General features: G+C 65.2%; 16 protein-coding genes. 10 read left to right on the forward strand and 6 right to left on the reverse strand.

The genetic code is table 11. The features are described from left to right. The first annotated feature begins 16 nt into the window (after window positions 1-16). From ACW9UR_RS22065 to cysE, 10 genes are all read left to right on the forward strand, one after another. A complete protein-coding gene (locus tag ACW9UR_RS22065) occupies window positions 17-430 on the forward strand; it encodes a phage major tail protein, TP901-1 family (RefSeq protein ID WP_458919234.1) in 414 nt (137 codons plus the stop codon). Next, the gene (locus ACW9UR_RS22070; RefSeq protein ID WP_458919235.1) at window positions 430-735 is read left to right on the forward strand and encodes a gene transfer agent family protein; all 306 of its coding nucleotides are present in this window, start codon (window positions 430-432) and stop codon (window positions 733-735) included. Before ACW9UR_RS22065 ends, ACW9UR_RS22070 begins: the two co-directional genes overlap by 1 nt. Beyond that, on the forward strand, window positions 732-944 hold the full coding sequence (locus ACW9UR_RS22075) for a rcc01693 family protein (protein ID WP_458919236.1): 213 nt from the start codon (window positions 732-734) through the stop codon (window positions 942-944). The genes ACW9UR_RS22070 and ACW9UR_RS22075 overlap by 4 nt, the downstream gene beginning before the upstream one ends. Then, window positions 931-1,590, forward strand: coding sequence for a phage tail tape measure protein (locus ACW9UR_RS22080; protein ID WP_458919237.1), 660 nt, complete (start codon window positions 931-933; stop codon window positions 1,588-1,590). The genes ACW9UR_RS22075 and ACW9UR_RS22080 overlap by 14 nt, the downstream gene beginning before the upstream one ends. A 12-nt stretch (window positions 1,591-1,602) precedes the next feature. After that, window positions 1,603-2,235 carry a phage distal tail protein, Rcc01695 family gene (locus ACW9UR_RS22085; RefSeq protein WP_458919238.1) on the forward strand — a complete coding sequence of 211 codons (633 nt, stop codon included), beginning with the start codon at window positions 1,603-1,605 and terminating at the stop codon, window positions 2,233-2,235. Beyond that, complete coding sequence (locus ACW9UR_RS22090; RefSeq protein ID WP_458919239.1) at window positions 2,235-3,137, forward strand: DUF2163 domain-containing protein; 903 nt, start codon at window positions 2,235-2,237, stop codon at window positions 3,135-3,137. Before ACW9UR_RS22085 ends, ACW9UR_RS22090 begins: the two co-directional genes overlap by 1 nt. Continuing rightward, complete coding sequence (locus ACW9UR_RS22095) at window positions 3,130-3,558, forward strand: NlpC/P60 family protein (RefSeq protein ID WP_458919240.1); 429 nt, start codon at window positions 3,130-3,132, stop codon at window positions 3,556-3,558. Before ACW9UR_RS22090 ends, ACW9UR_RS22095 begins: the two co-directional genes overlap by 8 nt. A 3-nt stretch (window positions 3,559-3,561) precedes the next feature. Beyond that, the gene (locus ACW9UR_RS22100) at window positions 3,562-7,464 is read left to right on the forward strand and encodes a baseplate multidomain protein megatron (protein ID WP_458919241.1); all 3,903 of its coding nucleotides are present in this window, start codon (window positions 3,562-3,564) and stop codon (window positions 7,462-7,464) included. Continuing rightward, the gene (locus tag ACW9UR_RS22105) at window positions 7,457-8,167 is read left to right on the forward strand and encodes a DUF2793 domain-containing protein (RefSeq protein WP_458919242.1); all 711 of its coding nucleotides are present in this window, start codon (window positions 7,457-7,459) and stop codon (window positions 8,165-8,167) included. The genes ACW9UR_RS22100 and ACW9UR_RS22105 overlap by 8 nt, the downstream gene beginning before the upstream one ends. Window positions 8,168-8,354: 187 nt before the next feature. Beyond that, the gene (cysE, locus tag ACW9UR_RS22110; protein WP_458919243.1) at window positions 8,355-9,170 is read left to right on the forward strand and encodes a serine O-acetyltransferase; all 816 of its coding nucleotides are present in this window, start codon (window positions 8,355-8,357) and stop codon (window positions 9,168-9,170) included. A gap of 69 nt (window positions 9,171-9,239) precedes the next feature. On the opposite strand, the gene ACW9UR_RS22115 is transcribed toward cysE, so the two are convergent. The 6 genes from ACW9UR_RS22115 to ACW9UR_RS22140 form a co-directional block, all read right to left on the reverse strand. Continuing rightward, window positions 9,240-10,547 (reverse strand): pyruvate dehydrogenase complex dihydrolipoamide acetyltransferase, encoded by a 1,308-nt coding sequence (locus ACW9UR_RS22115; protein ID WP_458919244.1) that lies wholly within the window; start codon window positions 10,545-10,547, stop codon window positions 9,240-9,242. Between the two features lie 12 nt (window positions 10,548-10,559). Beyond that, window positions 10,560-11,975: a pyruvate dehydrogenase complex E1 component subunit beta gene (locus ACW9UR_RS22120; RefSeq protein WP_458919245.1), complete on the reverse strand. Its 1,416-nt coding sequence runs from the start codon at window positions 11,973-11,975 to the stop codon at window positions 10,560-10,562. Window positions 11,976-12,056: 81 nt separating this feature from the next. Beyond that, on the reverse strand, window positions 12,057-13,082 hold the full coding sequence (gene pdhA, locus ACW9UR_RS22125; RefSeq protein WP_458919247.1) for a pyruvate dehydrogenase (acetyl-transferring) E1 component subunit alpha: 1,026 nt from the start codon (window positions 13,080-13,082) through the stop codon (window positions 12,057-12,059). A gap of 116 nt (window positions 13,083-13,198) precedes the next feature. Continuing rightward, window positions 13,199-13,465 (reverse strand): FtsB family cell division protein, encoded by a 267-nt coding sequence (locus ACW9UR_RS22130; protein WP_458919296.1) that lies wholly within the window; start codon window positions 13,463-13,465, stop codon window positions 13,199-13,201. 175 nt (window positions 13,466-13,640) lie between these two features. Further along, entirely contained in the window at window positions 13,641-14,570 is a 930-nt protein-coding gene (locus ACW9UR_RS22135) for a class I fructose-bisphosphate aldolase (RefSeq protein ID WP_458919248.1), read from the reverse strand. Between the two features lie 71 nt (window positions 14,571-14,641). Further along, the gene (locus ACW9UR_RS22140; protein WP_458919249.1) at window positions 14,642-15,829 is read right to left on the reverse strand and encodes a phosphoglycerate kinase; all 1,188 of its coding nucleotides are present in this window, start codon (window positions 15,827-15,829) and stop codon (window positions 14,642-14,644) included. Window positions 15,830-15,835 lie beyond the last annotated feature (6 nt).

Raw genomic sequence — 15,835 nt, forward strand, 5'->3', positions numbered from 1 at the left:
CACGAAGGGGACAGCCATGGTGGCGCAAAGAGGCAAGGATCTGCTGATCAAGATCGACATGAACGGGTCCGGCAGTTTCGAAACCGTCGCGGGGCTGAGGGCCACGCGCATCACCTTCAACGCAGAGGCGGTGGACGTGACCAACCTGCAAAGCTCGGGCGGATGGCGCGAGCTGCTGGGCGGGACCGGCGTGCGTTCGGCCTCGATCTCGGGGTCGGGGGTGTTCCGGGACCAGAACACCGACGAGCGGGCGCGGCAGATCTTCTTCGATGGGGATATTCCGAAGTTCCAGGTCATCATCCCCGACTTCGGCATCGTCGAGGGGCCGTTCCAGATCACTTCGATCGAGTACTCGGGCAGCCATGACGGCGAGGCGGTCTATGAAATGTCCATGGCCTCGGCCGGGGCACTGAACTTCGCGGCGGTGTGATGGTGAACCCCTATCGCGGAGAAGTGGCGCTGACCGTGGACGGGCAGGCGCGCGTGCTGCGCCTGAGCCTGGGCCGGCTGGTCGAGCTGGAAGAGGCGCTGGAGGCGGACAGCCTGGTGGCGATGGTCGAGCGGTTCGAGGGCGGGCGCTATTCGGCGCGGGACCTGGTGACGCTGCTGGCCGCGGGCCTTGGCGTGCCGCGCGAGGCATTGGCTGCAGCGGACATCGAGGGCGGCGCGGTTGCCGCGGCAAAGGCCGCCGCCGAGCTGCTGCGGGTCACCTTTCAGGTGCCGGAGCCGACGTGAGCCGCATCGCCTGGGCCCCGCTGATGCGCGCGGGGATGGTCGAGTTGGGGCTACGCCCGGACGAGTTCTGGGCGCTGACCCCAGCCGAGCTGATGTTCCTTGCTGGCGCCGGGCAGACGCCCAGCGGTGCGCTGTCGCGCGACGGGCTTGAAGCGCTGCTTGCGCGGTTCCCCGACAGACTTGATGGAGGGTCCGATGGCGGATCTTGAGGACGACCTGGCGTTGCTGGAAGGCACAATCCAGGGGCTGGAGAGCTCGATCTCGGGCGCCGAGAACATGACGACCGCGTTCCGCAGCGAGATGGAAGATGTCACCTCGTCGATGCGGACGGCGAGCCGGGACGCCTCGACGCTGTCGCGCTCGCTGGGCACCAGCCTGAAGCGGGCGATGGACGATCTGATCCTGGACGGGGCGAAGCTGTCCTCGGTGCTGGGCAGCGTGGGTCGGTCCATGGCCAGTTCGGTGCTGAGCACGGCGGTCAAGCCGGTGCAGGACGCGCTGGGCGGGGCGGTGGTCAACGGGCTGAACGGGTTGATCGGGGGCGTCTTCGCCAACGGCGGTGCGTTTTCCTCGGGGCGGGTCCGGGCCTTTGCGAAGGGCGGAGTCGTGAACGGTCCGACGACCTTTCCGATGCGCGGCGGCACCGGGCTTATGGGCGAGGCCGGGCCCGAAGCGATCATGCCGCTGACGCGCGGTGCGGACGGGTCTCTGGGCGTGCGGGCGCAGGGGGGCGGCAGGCCGGTGCAGGTCACAATGAATATCACGACACCTGACGCCGAGGGCTTCCGCCGGTCGCGCACGCAGATCGCGGCGCAGCTGGGCCGGGCCCTGGGGCAGGGGCGGCGCAACAACTGACGAGGGCGGGACATGGATTTTCACGAGGTGCGGTTTCCCGAGTCGCTGTCTTTCGGCTCGGTCGGCGGGCCGGAGCGACGGACGGAGATCGTGACGCTGTCGAACGGGGCCGAGGAACGCTCGACCCCCTGGGCGCATTCGCGCAGGCGGTATGACGCGGGGCTGGGTATGCGCTCGCTTGACGATCTGGGCGCGCTCATAGCGTTCTTCGAAGCGCGGCACGGGCAGTTGTTCGGGTTTCGCTGGAAGGATTGGACGGACTTCAAGTCCTGCAAGCCGTCGGGAGTCGTTGCGGCCATTGACCAGCGGTTCGGGGTCGGTGACGGAGCGACGACAGAGTTCCAACTGGCGAAGACGTATCGCTCGGGGGCGGCGCGCTATGTGCGGCCCATCGCGAAACCGGTGGAGGGCACCGTTCGGATCGCCATCGGTGGGGACGAGAAGGCGGAAGGCCAGGACTACGTGCTGGATTACGCCACGGGCCTTGTGACCTTCGCCAGCGCGCCGCAAGTCGATGCACCGCTGACCGCCGGGTACGAGTACGATGTACCGGTCCGGTTCGACACCGACCGGATCGAGGCGAGCGTCGCCAGTTTCTCGGCCGGGGAGATCCCCTCGGTACCTGTGATCGAGGTGCGAGTCTGATGACCGGTGCCGAGAAGCTGAGGGCGCGACTGACCGACGGGGCTCCCCGGTTGGCGCGCTGCTGGGAGATTACACGCAAGGACGGCGTGCGCCTGGGGTTCACCGATCATGACTGTCCACTGAGCTTCGACGGTCTGGTGTTCGAGGCGAACGCGGGTCTGGACGCAGGGGCGCTGGAGCGTTCGACGGGGCTGAGCGTGGACAATGCTCAGGCGGTGGGCGCGCTGCGCTCCGACCGCGTGTCCGAGGCGGACATCCTGGCCGGGCGATTTGACGGTGCCGAGGTCCGGCAATGGCTGGTGGATTGGTCCGAGCCGGAGGCAAGGATCGAGCAGTTCCGCGGCTCGCTGGGCGAGATCCGGACAGGCGCGGGTCAATTCGAGGCGGAACTGCGCGGGCTTGGCGAGGCGCTGAACCAGCCCGTGGGGCGGTCCTACCTCAAGACCTGCGACCGTGACCTCGGTGATGCCAAGTGCGGCGTCGATCTGTCCGACCCGCGTTTTCGCGCGAGCGGCGTTGTTACCGAGGTGGATGGGCGGCTGGCGATCACCTTCCATCCCGGCGGCGCGTTCGAGGCCGGGTGGTTCAAGGGTGGCGCGTTGACCTGGACGAGCGGTGCGAACGCCGGGCTGCGCGCGTTGGTTCGGGCAGATCAGCCCGCCGATGGTCTGCGCAAGCTGACGCTTTGGGCCGAGGCGCGGATGCAGGTGCGGCCGGGTGATGGCTTCACCGTGGTTGCAGGGTGCGACAAGCATATCGGAACCTGTCGAAAGAAGTTCGGCAACGTGCTGAATTTCCGCGGCTTTCCCTACATGCCGGGCGATGATTGGGTGACTGCCTATCCGCGCGATGGTGCGAATGGCGCGGGGTCCCGCTATTGGGCGGAGCTTCGCGATGAATAGGATCGTCGGCGTTGCGCGTGACTGGATCGGGACGCCCTATGTACACCAGGCGAGCGTGCGGCAGGTCGGGTGCGACTGCCTTGGCCTGTTGCGGGGGGTGTGGCGCGAGCTTAACGGCGCCGAGCCTGAGACCACGCCTGACTATACCCCGGACTGGGGCGAGCCGGACGGGGCCGAGCGTCTTTTGGAGGCAGCGGCGCGGAACCTGGTCGAGGTTCGCCTGAAAGAGGCGTGCCCGGGCGATGTCCTGGTGTTCCGGATGCGGCGGACTGCGGTCGCGAAACACATCGGGATTCTGTCGGCGACGGCGCCTGGCGCCTTCATTCACGCCTACAGCGGCAAGGGCGTCGTGGAATCACCGCTAAGCGCGGCCTGGGCGTCGCGCATTGCGGCGGCTTTCAGACTGCCCGTGAAAGGATAAAGCATGGCTACTCTGGTGTTGGCCGCGGCGGGCGGGGCGATCGGATCCTCGATCGGGGGTGCGGTGCTTGGCGTCTCGTCGGCGATCATCGGCAAGGCCGTCGGAGCGACTGTCGGCGCCTGGCTGGATCAGCGGCTGTTCGGGCAAGGGTCTGCCCCTGTCGAGGTCGGGCGTCGGGACCAGTTGCGGCTGACCGGCTCTCATGAGGGGGCGGCGATCCCGCGCGTATGGGGGCGAATGCGGGTCGGCGGGCAGCTGATCTGGTCCACCGGTTTCGTGGAGGATTCGCGGACCCGTGGCGGTGGCAAGGGGACTGGCGGAGCGCCTTCCGTGACGGAGTACTCGTACTCGATCAGCCTGGCGATTGCGCTTTGCGAGGGCGAAATTGCCCGCATTGCGCGGGTCTGGGCGGACGGACAGGTGATCGACAGTTCGACGCTCGATATGCGGGTCTATCGCGGCGACGAGGCGCAGCTTCCCGATCCGCTGATCGCTGCGAGCCTGCCGGACGGCGAGGCTCCGGCCTTTCGCGGCACTGCCTATGTCGTCATCGAGAACCTGGACGTGGGACCGTATGGCAACCGTATTCCGCAGTTCTCGTTTGAGGTGGTGCGTCGCGCAGAGGCGGGGTCCGACGACGTGGTGGACCAGATCCGCGCGGTAGCCCTGGTGCCGGGGACCGGCGAGTACGCGCTGGCGACCGAGCAGGTGAGCTTCTACCTGGGCAAAGGCGAGACCAAGGTTTCCAACGTCAACAACGAGGAGGGCCGTCCCGACGCGCTGGTCGCGATCGACAATCTGGTGGCCGAGGTGCCGGCCTGCGGAGCGGCCTCGCTGGTGGTCAGCTGGTTCGGCACGGACTTGCGGTGCGGCAGTTGCGAGGTGCTGCCGAAGGTCGAGCAAACTGAGAAGGACGGGCGCGAGATGCCGTGGCAGGTCTCGGGACTCGCACGCGAGGCGGCGGTCCCGGTGAGCCAGGTCGAGGGACGCCCCGGTTTCGGTGGTACGCCTGCTGACGAGTCTGTCATCCAGTCGATCAGGGCCCTGCAAGACGCCGGGCAGGCGGTGATGTTCTATCCGTTCATCCTGATGGACATACGTGCGGGCAACGCCCTGCCGGACCCCTGGAACGGCGCCGCTAGCCAGCCGTCCGTGCCCTGGCGGGGGCGCATCACCTGCTCGATCGCGCCGGGACATGCGGGGTCGCCGGATCAGTCGCAGGCCGCAGCCGACGAGGTGACAGCGTTCTTCGGGTCAGCTCAGCCGGGGGACTTCCGTTTTGACGGGCAGACCGTCGCCTATTCCGGGCCGCAAGAGTGGTCTTATCGGCGTTTCATCCTGCACTACGCGCACCTTTGCGCGGCGGCGGGTGGCGTTGACTCCTTTTGCATCGGCTCGGAGTTGAGGAGCCTGACCCAGATCCGTGGTGCAGCGGATGCCTTTCCGGCTGTCGAAGCGCTACGCCAGTTGGCGGCGGATGTGCGGGGCATCCTGGGGCCGGAGGTGAAGATCGGCTATGCCGCCGATTGGTCGGAATATTTCGGCTACCGGCCGGGTGATGGTTCTGGCGACGTCTGGTATCACCTCGATCCTCTGTGGGCCGACGAGAACATCGATTTCATCGGGATCGACAATTACATGCCACTGTCGGACTGGCGCGACGAGGCCGGGCATGCGGATGCTGGTGCGGGGTCGATCTATGACCTCGATTACCTGAAGGGCAATGTCGCCGGCGGGGAGGGTTACGACTGGTACTATGCCTCGGAAGAGGGGCGGGAGGCGCAGGTTCGCTCGCCCATCGAGGATGGGGCATATGACGAGCCCTGGACCTATCGGTACAAGGATATCCGCAACTGGTGGTCGAGATACCATTGGAACCGGGTCGGCGGTGTCAAACAGGTCGAGCCGACGGACTGGCGGCCCGAGACGAAACCGATCTGGTTCACGGAACTGGGGTGCCCGGCGGTCGACAAAGGGACCAACCAGCCCAACGTTTTCGTGGATCCGCAGTCTTCGGAGAATGCTCTGCCCTACTATTCCAACGGCGGGCAGGACAGGTTCATCCAGCATCGTTATCTGGAGGCGATGCACGGCTATTGGGGTGAGGTCGGGAACAACCCGGTCAGCAGGGTCTATGAAGCGCCAATGGTGGACATGAGCCGTGCTTTCGTCTGGGCCTGGGATACTCGGCCGTGGCCAGCGTTTCCGCAGCGGATGGACGTCTGGTCGGATGGCCGCAACCACGCGTTAGGGCACTGGATTTCGGGTCGGACCCATATGGTGCCTTTGGCTGAGGCCGTGCGTGAGATCTGTGCGCGGGCCGGGCTGACCGCCCTCGATGTCTCCGGGCTGAGTGGCATGTTGGCGGGGTTTACCGTCGAAGCGACCGAGACCGCGCGGGAGAGCCTGCAACCGCTGATGCTGGCATATGGGTTCGACGTGTTCGAGCGCGAGGGCCGGCTGATATTCCGGAACCGCTCGGCGCTGGAAGTGGTACCGGTCGATTTGGATTTGTTGGCGGTATCCGACGGGGAACCACGTTTGGAACTGACCCGCGGCCCCGAGGCGGAGATGCCGGCGCGGGTGCGTGTGAGCTTTACCCATCCTGAAAAGGACTATCAAACGGTGACCGCGGAGGCGCAGGTGTCCGGGGCCGAAGCAATCCATTCCGCCGGGTCCGATCTTCCTGTCGCGATGAGCCATGCCGAGGCCGATGCAGTCGCCGCGCGATGGCTATCCGAGACGCAGGTGGCGCGGGACCAGGCGATCTTTTCAGTGCCTCGCTCGGCATCGGACCTGGGGCCCGGTGACGTTGTGCGTCTGCCGCTTGCTAATGGTGACGGGCTGTTCCGAGTCGACCGGGTCGACGATACTTTGGCGCGCAAGGTTCAGGCAGTGCGGATTGAGGAGGGGATTTATCGCCCCGTTCCGGTGATCCCGGAACTGATCGTAGGCGAAGGTGAGAACGATCAGGGAGCGCCTCATGTCGAGGTTCTGGATCTTCCCCTTCTCACAGGCTCGGAAGTGCCACACGCGCCTTGGGTGGCGGCGGCGCAGGTTCCCTGGAGCGGGCCTCTGTCCGTGGCTACCGCCGCGCAGGACTACGATTACCGGGCGCAGCCGACGATCCGGCGGGCAAGTGTGATGGGCACGACCCTTACTGCGCTGGCCCAGGCCGAGCCGGGACGCTGGTCGGGCCAAGCACTCGATCTTTCCCTGACCGAGGGGCCGCTGCTGAGTCGCTCGGACGTGGATGTGCTGAATGGCGCAAATGTCGCCGCGATCCGGGCCCCGGGCGCGGTGGATTGGGAGGTCTTCCAGTTCCGGGCGGCGGAGTTGATCGGCGAGCGAGCCTATCGTCTTTCGGGCCTGCTGCGCGGCCAGGCGGGGACCGAGGCACTCATGGCGGAGACACTTGAGGCGGGCGCGGATTTCGTTCTGCTGGACGGGAGTGCTGTGCAACTGGACCTGGCTGTGGATGTGCTGGGGCTTGAACGGCATCTGCGGGTTGGTCCGGTGGGCAAGCCGTATGATGATCCGCGCTACCAGCATCAGTTGTACACCGCACAGGGGATCGGGCTGAAGCCCTACGCTCCGGCGCATCTCAAGGCTCGGCGCTCGGTGGACGGCTCTATCGCGCTTACGTGGATCAGGCGGACGCGGTCGGGCGGCGATGGATGGGACCGACGTGAGGTGCCTCTTGCGGAGGCCAGTGAAGCCTATCTCGTGCAAGTGAAAGCGGGGGGTGCGGTGTTGCGCGAGGTGGAAACCGGCTGGCCACAGTGGAGCTATTCGGCGGCCATGCAGGCGGTCGATGGGACGGTAGGCCCAATGGAATTCGTGGTGGCGCAAATCTCGGACCAGGTCGGGCCGGGGCATCAGGCAAGGATTGAATTCGATGAGTGAGACCTATCAGTTTGGACTTCCTTTGCTGGCTGGCGGTCAGGCACAGAAGCATGTCACGGTGAACGAGGCGCTTGCGCGATTGGACGCGCTGGCGCAGTTGCGCGTGGTGAGCGTTGCGCTGACGATACCGCCCAGTGTCGCGGTGGATGGCCAGGCGTTTGTCGTTGCCTCTATGGCCGATGGAGAGTGGTCGGGCCACGACGGCCAGATCGCCCTCTGGGCCAATGGCGGTTGGGTGTTTCTTTTGCCGCGCATCGGCTGGACAGCGTGGTGCGAGGCTAGTGGCGACACGATCACTTTTGACGGTGCGGATTGGCAATCCGGCTCTGTGTCCGTCGCTGCGACCGGAGCTGCGACTCAGTTTCTGATCAAGGAATTGGAACACGTCGTTTCGCCTGGTCCGGTCTCGACGATTGCAGGCGCCCTCCCGGGCGGCGCGAGTGTGCTCGGCGTGACCGGGCGTGTGGTCTCGGCGATTGGGGGGGCGTTGAGTTGGAGCTTGGGAACCGCGGATTCCGCCAATCGATACGGCGGCGGGTTGGGCGTTGCGCTGAACTCCTGGGCGTCGGGTCTGACGGCGCAGCCGATGACCTACTACTCGGACACCGACCTGATCCTGACCTCGGCGGGTGGCGATTTCAGCGCGGGTACCGTCAGGCTGGCGATCCACTATGCGCGGTTGCAGATCCCGCGGAGCGTCTGAATGATCGGGTGGCTGCTGGCGCGCTGGATCCGGACCCGGAAGCAAAGGGTTACCCAGCGGATATACCGCTTTGTGCCTCGCTAGCGGTGGGGCCGCGGGTTGGTCAAATCCTGTTCATCACGGTCTTGAGGCTTGATTTCGAGCGCGCATGGTATGATGTCTTTCCCAAGCCGAAAGGGAGGCCGGGATGCCGAAGCACGCAACGCTTCTTGCGGAAGTCGATCCGATATGGTCGAGGATCCGCCTGGAAGCGGAAGAAATCGTCCGTGACGAGCCACTTATGGCGGCGCTCGTCCATTCGGGGATCCTGTATCACAAGACCCTTGAAAATGTATTGAGCTTCCGCCTGGCACAGAAGCTATCTTCCGAGGAGATGCCGGAGCTGATCCTGCGGGAGATCCTGGATCACGCCTATGCCGAGGACACGTCGTTGATCGAGGCGGCCCGGGCCGACATAACAGCCGTCTTTGAGCGGGATCCAGCGTGCCATCGACTGATCCAGCCGTTGTTGTTCTTCAAGGGCTACCAAGCGCTGCAGGCCTACCGGATCGCGCACTACCTCTGGACGCACGAGCGCCGGGACCTGGCCTATTTCGTGCAGATGCGGACCTCGGAGATCTTCGGGGTCGACATCCACCCTGCGGCACGGGTGGGCAAGGGGATCATGATCGACCACGCGCACTCGATTGTCATCGGCGAGACGGCGGTGGTCGGGGACAACGTCTCCATGCTGCATTCGGTGACGCTGGGCGGGACCGGCAAGGAAGATCACGACCGGCACCCGAAGATCGGGGACAACGTACTGATCGGTGCCGGCGCCGCGGTTCTAGGCAATATCAGCGTGGGCAATTGCTCGCGCGTGGCGGCCGGGTCGGTGGTGCTGGAAGAGGTACCGCCGTTCAAGACCGTGGCGGGGGTCCCTGCACGGATCGTTGGCGAGGCTGGTTGCTCGGAGCCGGCGAAGTCCATGGACCAGTTGCTGCGCGGCGAGTTCAAGGGCTGAACAGACCAACCTGAATCGAAAAGGCCGGGGGCGTGCCCCGGCCTTTTGCGTTTTAAAAGAGCCCGCGGATCAGGCCAGCATATTCATCGGCGCTTCGAGGTAGCCCTTCACAGCGGCCAGGAACTCGGCGCCAAGCGCGCCGTCTATGACCCGGTGATCAACGGAGAGGGTGACCGACATCACGGTCGCGACCTGCACCGCGCCTTCTGCATCGACGACCGGCTTCTTGACGCCCGCGCCAACGGCCAGGATCGAAGCGTGTGGCGGGTTGATGACCGCGTCGAAGTTCTCGACCCCCATCATGCCGAGGTTCGAGATCGCGAAGGAGCCGCCCTGGTATTCATGCGGTGCCAGCTTGCGCTCGCGGGCACGGGCGGCGAGGTCTTTCATCTCGCTCGACAGTTTCGACAGGGTCTTGCTGTCGGCGTCTTTCAGCACCGGAGTAAATAGCCCGCCTTCGATCGCTACGGCAACTGCGACGTCCGAAGGTTTCAGCTTCAGCACGCGGTCACCGGCCCAGACCGCGTTGCAGTCTGGCACGTCCTGCAGGGCCAGCGCGCAAGCCTTGATGATGAAATCGTTCACCGAGAGCTTGATGCCACGGCTTTCGAGCGACTTGTTCAGCTGGGCGCGGAACCTCATCAGGTTGTCGAGCTGAATGTCCCGACGCAGGTAGAAGTGCGGGATGGTCTGCTTGGCCTCGACCAGACGGGTCGCGATGGTCTTGCGCATCCCGTCGAGTTTGACTTCTTCGTATTCCCGGTCCGCGTACATTTTGGCGACCGTTTCGGCGGACATGCCCTGGGGCGCAGCTGCAGCCGCCTGCGGCTTTGCCTCGGGCGCAGCGGCCGGAGCGGCGGCGGGCTGGGCTTTCGCGCCTTCGACGTCCGCCTTGACGATGCGGCCGCGGGGGCCGGAGCCCTTGATCTGGCTCAGGTCCAGCCCCTTGCCGGCCGCAATCCGACGGGCGAGCGGGCTCGCGAAGATCCTGCCGCCATCCTTCGCGGCGGGCGCAGCCGGAGCCGGGGTCGCCGCGGCGGCTGCAGCTTCTGGCTTGGCCGGCGCATCGGCAGGAGCGGCTTCGGATTTCGCCGGTTTGCTGGTGGGCGCATCGCCGATGTCGTCGGCGCTTTCACCGTCTTCAAGAAGCACCGCGATCAGGTCGTTGACCTTCACGCCCTCGGTCCCTTCGGAGACAAGTATCTTGCCGATGGTGCCTTCGTCGACGGCCTCGAACTCCATCGTCGCCTTGTCGGTCTCGATCTCGGCTATCACGTCGCCCGAGCTGACAGTGTCACCCTCTTTGACCAGCCATTTGGCCAATGTGCCTTCCTCCATCGTAGGGGAGAGCGCGGGCATCAGAATGTTGATGGGCATCTGTTCTTCCCCTTACCGGTAGGTGACGGCCTTGACGGCGTCGATGACTTCCTTGGTCGTCACGAGCGCCAGCTTTTCAAGGTTGGCTGCGTAGGGCATCGGCACGTCTTTGCCGGTCAGATTGATGACCGGCGCGTCGAGATAATCGAATGCCTCCTGCATCAGCACGGCGGAGATGTGGTTGCCGATCGAGGCCACCGGCCAGCCTTCCTCGACGGTGACGCAGCGGTTGGTCTTCTTGACCGACTCGACCACAGTGGGCGTGTCCATCGGGCGCAGGCTGCGCAGGTCGATGACCTCGGCAGAGATGCCCTGCTCGGCCAACTCGTCCGCTGCCTGAAGCGCGTAAGTCATGCCGATGCCGAAGCTGACGATGGTCACGTCCGTACCCTGGCGCCAGACCTTCGCTTTGCCGATCGGGACGGTGAAATCGTCCATGTCGGGCACATCGAAGCTGCGGCCGTAGAGTATCTCGTTCTCGAGGAACACGACCGGGTTCGGATCACGAATTGCGGATTTCAGCAGGCCCTTGGCGTCCGCTGCCGAGTAGGGTTGGCAGACTTTCAGGCCGGGGATTTGCGCGTACCATGCGGCGTAGTCCTGGCTGTGCTGCGCGCCGACGCGGGCCGCGGCGCCGTTCGGACCACGGAATACGATCGGTGAGCCCATCTGGCCGCCCGACATGTAAAGCGTCTTGGCTGCCGAGTTGATGATCTGGTCGATTGCCTGCATGGCGAAGTTGAAGGTCATGAACTCGACGATCGGTTTGAGGCCAGCGAAGGCCGCGCCAACGCCGACGCCCGCGAACCCGTGCTCGGTGATCGGAGTGTCGATCACGCGCTTGGCGCCGAACTCGTCCAGCAGGCCTTGGCTGATCTTGTAGGCACCCTGGTACTCAGCCACTTCCTCGCCCATCAGGAACACGTCCTCGTCGCGGCGCATTTCCTCGGCCATGGCGTCGCGGAGCGCTTCGCGTACGGTCTGCGTCTTGAAGCTTGTGCCCTCAGGGACTTCGGGCTCGGCCGGTATCGCGACAGCGGCGGCAGGCGCGCTTCCCGGCGATTTCATCGCAGGCTGATCCATCGGGGGTTCATCCCCGCTCTCGGCAACCGCGCCGCCTTCGGCGGGTTTGGCTTCACCGCCAGTCGACGGCGCCTCGACACTGTCGGCGGCCGAGGCATCCTCGCCCTCGGCGAGCAGGACGGCGATCGGGTCGTTGACCTTCACGTTCTCGGTGCCTTCGGCGATCAGGATCTTGCCGATCACACCTTCATCGACGGCCTCGAACTCCATCGTCGCCTTGTCGGTCTCGATTTCGGCCAGGATGTCGCCGGAAGAGACGGTATCCCCTTCCTTCACCAGCCATTTGGCGAGCGTGCCTTCCTCCATGGTCGGCGACAGCGCCGGCATCAGAATGTTGGTAGCCATTTTAGCGAACCTCTCGGTCGGCCTGCATCGGCGCAGGCCCGGTCATCTTGGAAAAAGCTGAAGCAGGGTGGAACCGCATCGTCAGCCGGCGTCGGCGTAGATGTCGGTCCATAGCTCCTCGACGGCGGGTTCAGGGCTGTCCTGGGCGAACTGGGCCGCCTCGTTCACGATGCCCTTGATCTCCTTGTCGATGTCCTTCAGCTCGTCCTCGGTGGCGTGCTTGCCCGAGATCAGCAGATCGCGCACCTGATTGATCGGGTCGCGTTCGTCGCGCATCTTCTGCACTTCCTCGCGGGTCCGGTACTTGGCCGGGTCCGACATCGAGTGTCCGCGATAGCGATAGGTCATGACTTCGAGGATGTACGGGCCATTGCCTTCGCGGCAGTGCTTCACGGCCTTCTCGCCGGCAGCCTTGACCGCCAGAACGTCCATGCCGTCAACCTGCTCGCCCTCAATGCCGTAGGCGACGCCGCGCTCATAGAGCGTCTGCGACTTGGTCGAACGCTTCACGCTGGTGCCCATGGCATACTGGTTGTTTTCGATAACGAAGATCACCGGCAGGTCCCAAAGCTCGGCCATGTTGTAGGTCTCGTAGACCTGGCCCTGGTTTGCGGCGCCGTCACCGAAGTAGGTGAAGCAGACGTTGTCATTGCCACGGTACTTGTTCGCAAAGGCGATGCCTGCGCCCAGAGGCACGTTTGCGCCGACAATTCCGTGGCCGCCGTAGAAATGCTTCTCTTTCGAGAACATGTGCATCGAGCCGCCCTTGCCCTTCGAGTAGCCGCCCTCGCGGCCCGTGAGCTCGGCCATCACGCCCTTGGGATCCATTCCGCAGGCCAACATGTGACCGTGGTCGCGGTAGGTGGTGATCCGCTGGTCGCCGTCCTTGGCGGTCGCCTCGAGCCCCACCACAACAGCTTCCTGGCCGATGTAGAGGTGGCAGAAGCCACCGATCAGGCCCATGCCGTAGAGCTGGCCGGCCTTCTCCTCGAAGCGGCGGATGAGCAGCATGTCCCGGTAGTACTGGAGCAGCTCTTCTTTCGTTGCAGACGGTTTTTTCGCGCGGCTCGAGCTGCGGCTCGAAGTGCGTCTGGTGGTAGTCGCCATTCCATCCCCCCGGGATAGTTTAACATTAAACTATTTTATTATAGAGTGGATGTTAGCAGATTTCCACCTGCGGCAGTGAAAAAGATGACGCAGGGTCGCCGGGCGCGATCTGGGCGTCAGCGGATGATGATTTCGTCGCCGCGGGCAAGGCCCAGGACCTTGCGCGAACGCTCGTCCAGAAGGTCGAGGTCGAGGTATTCTGTCGACATGCGGCGGGTCTTGTTTTCCATCACCGCGCGCTCCTGGCGCAGCAGCGCAAGTTCGGCATCCAGTTTCTGAGCCTGGGCTTCGACCTGGATCCGGCGGAACGTACCGAAATCCCCCTGCACGGCTGCATAGGTGAAATAGCCGATGGCGGCGATCACGAGGATCGAGAACGCCATTCCGAACAATGTCCGACTGCCTGTTGCCTGCTCGGTCACTCTACTGCCTCTGCACACTCTGACGGGTGCCGTGACGCACTATGGCACAGCCGATTCGCTTTGTGAATCGATGATTCGCGTCTGCCGAAAACCGGCGCATGCGGGCCACGCGTCGGCGTGGCCCGCGAGGCTGGCCTCAGGCCTTGCCCTTGTAGATGTCGATCAGCTTGCCCAGCATCTCGAGCGCCTCTCCGCGCTCGCGCTGGAAGGTGTTGCGGCCGATGATCGAACCGTTGCCGCCACCGTCGCGGATCGCGCGGGCATCGTCATAGACGCTGTCGGCGCCCTTCTTCGATCCCCCCGAGAACACCACGATGCGCCGACCGTTGAAGGCCGAGCGCATGACATCGGCGACGCGTGCCGCCTGGGTCGAGATGTCGATCTTCTCTGCCTCGTAGACCTTCTTGGCTTCGGGCAGCGACAGGTGATCGGTTCCAAGCTTCACCTTGATGACATGCGCGCCCAGCAGGGCGGCGATCTGCGCGGCATAGGCGCCGATATCGGCCGCGGTCTCGCCGTCCTTGTCCAGCGCCTCTCCGCGCGGGTAGGACCAGATCACGGTTGCGATGCCCTTGGCCTCGGCCTCTTCCCGCATCGCCGCGATGTCCGAGAACATGTCGAGTGCCGCCGACGACCCCGGGTAGATCGTGAAGCCGATAGCCGAGCAGCCCAGCCGCAGAGCGTCGTCGACGCTGGCGGTGATCGCCTGGGTCTTGGGCGCTTCCTTCGGGATCAGCGAGTTGGCCGAGTTCACCTTCAGGATCGTCGGGATCTGCCCCGCGAACGTGTCGCCGCCTGCCTCCAGCATGCCCAGCGGCGCGGCATAGGCGTTCAGCCCGGCATCGATCGCCAGCTGATAGTGGTAGTGCGGATCGTAGGCGGGCGGGTTCGGCGCGAAGCTCCGCGCGGGACCATGCTCGAACCCCTGGTCGACGGGAAGGATGATCACCTTGCCGGTGCCGCCCAGTTTCCCGGTCATCAGGATGCGGTTCAGGTTGGCTTTCACGCCGGGCGTTGTGCCCTCGTAGTTCGCCAGGATCTTCTGAACGGTTCTCGTTGATTTCATGTTGATTTCCCCAGGGCCAAAGAAAGTGAAATCTGCGTAGCCGGTCCCGAGGGACCGGTCAACTTGACGCCTCAGCGCAGCGCGGCGACGCCCGGCAGCGTTTTGCCTTCGAGCCATTCGAGGAACGCGCCGCCGGCTGTCGAGACATAGGTGAACTTGTCCGCCGCACCCGAACCGTTCAGCGCCGCGACGGTGTCGCCGCCGCCCGCGACGGACAGAAGGCTGCCAGCCTCGGTCAGCCGCGCGGCTTCGGCCGCGGCGGCGTCGGTCGCCGCGTTGAAGGGCGGGATCTCGAACGCGCCGAGCGGGCCGTTCCAGACTAGCGTCTTGGCAGCCTCGAAGGCGGCGACCGCTGCGCCAATGCTGTCGGGCCCGGCGTCGAGGATCATTGCATCGGCCGGGCAGGCGTCGGCGGGTACGGTTTCCGAAGGGGCGCCGGCCTTGAACTCGCGCGCCACGACGACGTCGGTCGGCAGCAGCAGCGTGCAGCCCCGTGCCTCGGCCTTCGCCATGATCTCGCGCGCGGTGTCGGCCAGGTCATGCTCGCAAAGCGACTTGCCCACGTCGATGCCCTTGGCGGCGAGGAACGTGTTCGCCATGCCCCCGCCGATCACGATGCTGTCGACCTTCTCGAGCAGGTTGCCTAGCAGATCGAGCTTGGTTGAGACCTTGGCGCCGCCCACGACAGCGACCACGGGCCGTTCGGGCTTGGCCAGCGCGGCCTCCAACGCTTTCAGTTCCGCCTCCATCAGTCGTCCCGCGCAGGAGGGCAGGCGGTGCGCCAGCCCTTCTGTCGAGGCGTGCGCCCGGTGCGCGGCCGAGAAGGCGTCGTTGCAATAGACGTCGCCCAGCTTGGCCAGTTCGTCCGCGAACTCGGCGTCGTTGGCCTCTTCGCCCGGATGGAAGCGGGTGTTCTCCAGCAGCAGCACGTCGCCGGCCTCGAGGTCCGAGACAGCGGCCTCGGCCACGTCGCCGATGCAGTCGTCGGCGAAGCGGACCTCGCGGCCCAGCACGTCCGACAGCGCCTGGCGGGTGATTTCGAGGCTCATCTCGGGGACGACCTGCCCTTTGGGGCGGCCGAAATGGGCCAGCAGTACGGGCTTGCCGCCGGCCTTCAGGATCGCGTCGATGGTCGGCTTGATCCGCTCCATCCGCGTGGTGTCGGTGACGTGGCCGTCTTCGACCGGTACGTTGATGTCCACGCGGGTCAGCACGGTCTTGCCGGCCAGGTCCATGTCATCGAGGGTCTTCCAGGTCACGGCGTC

This window comes from Halovulum sp. GXIMD14794, assembly GCF_054457455.1.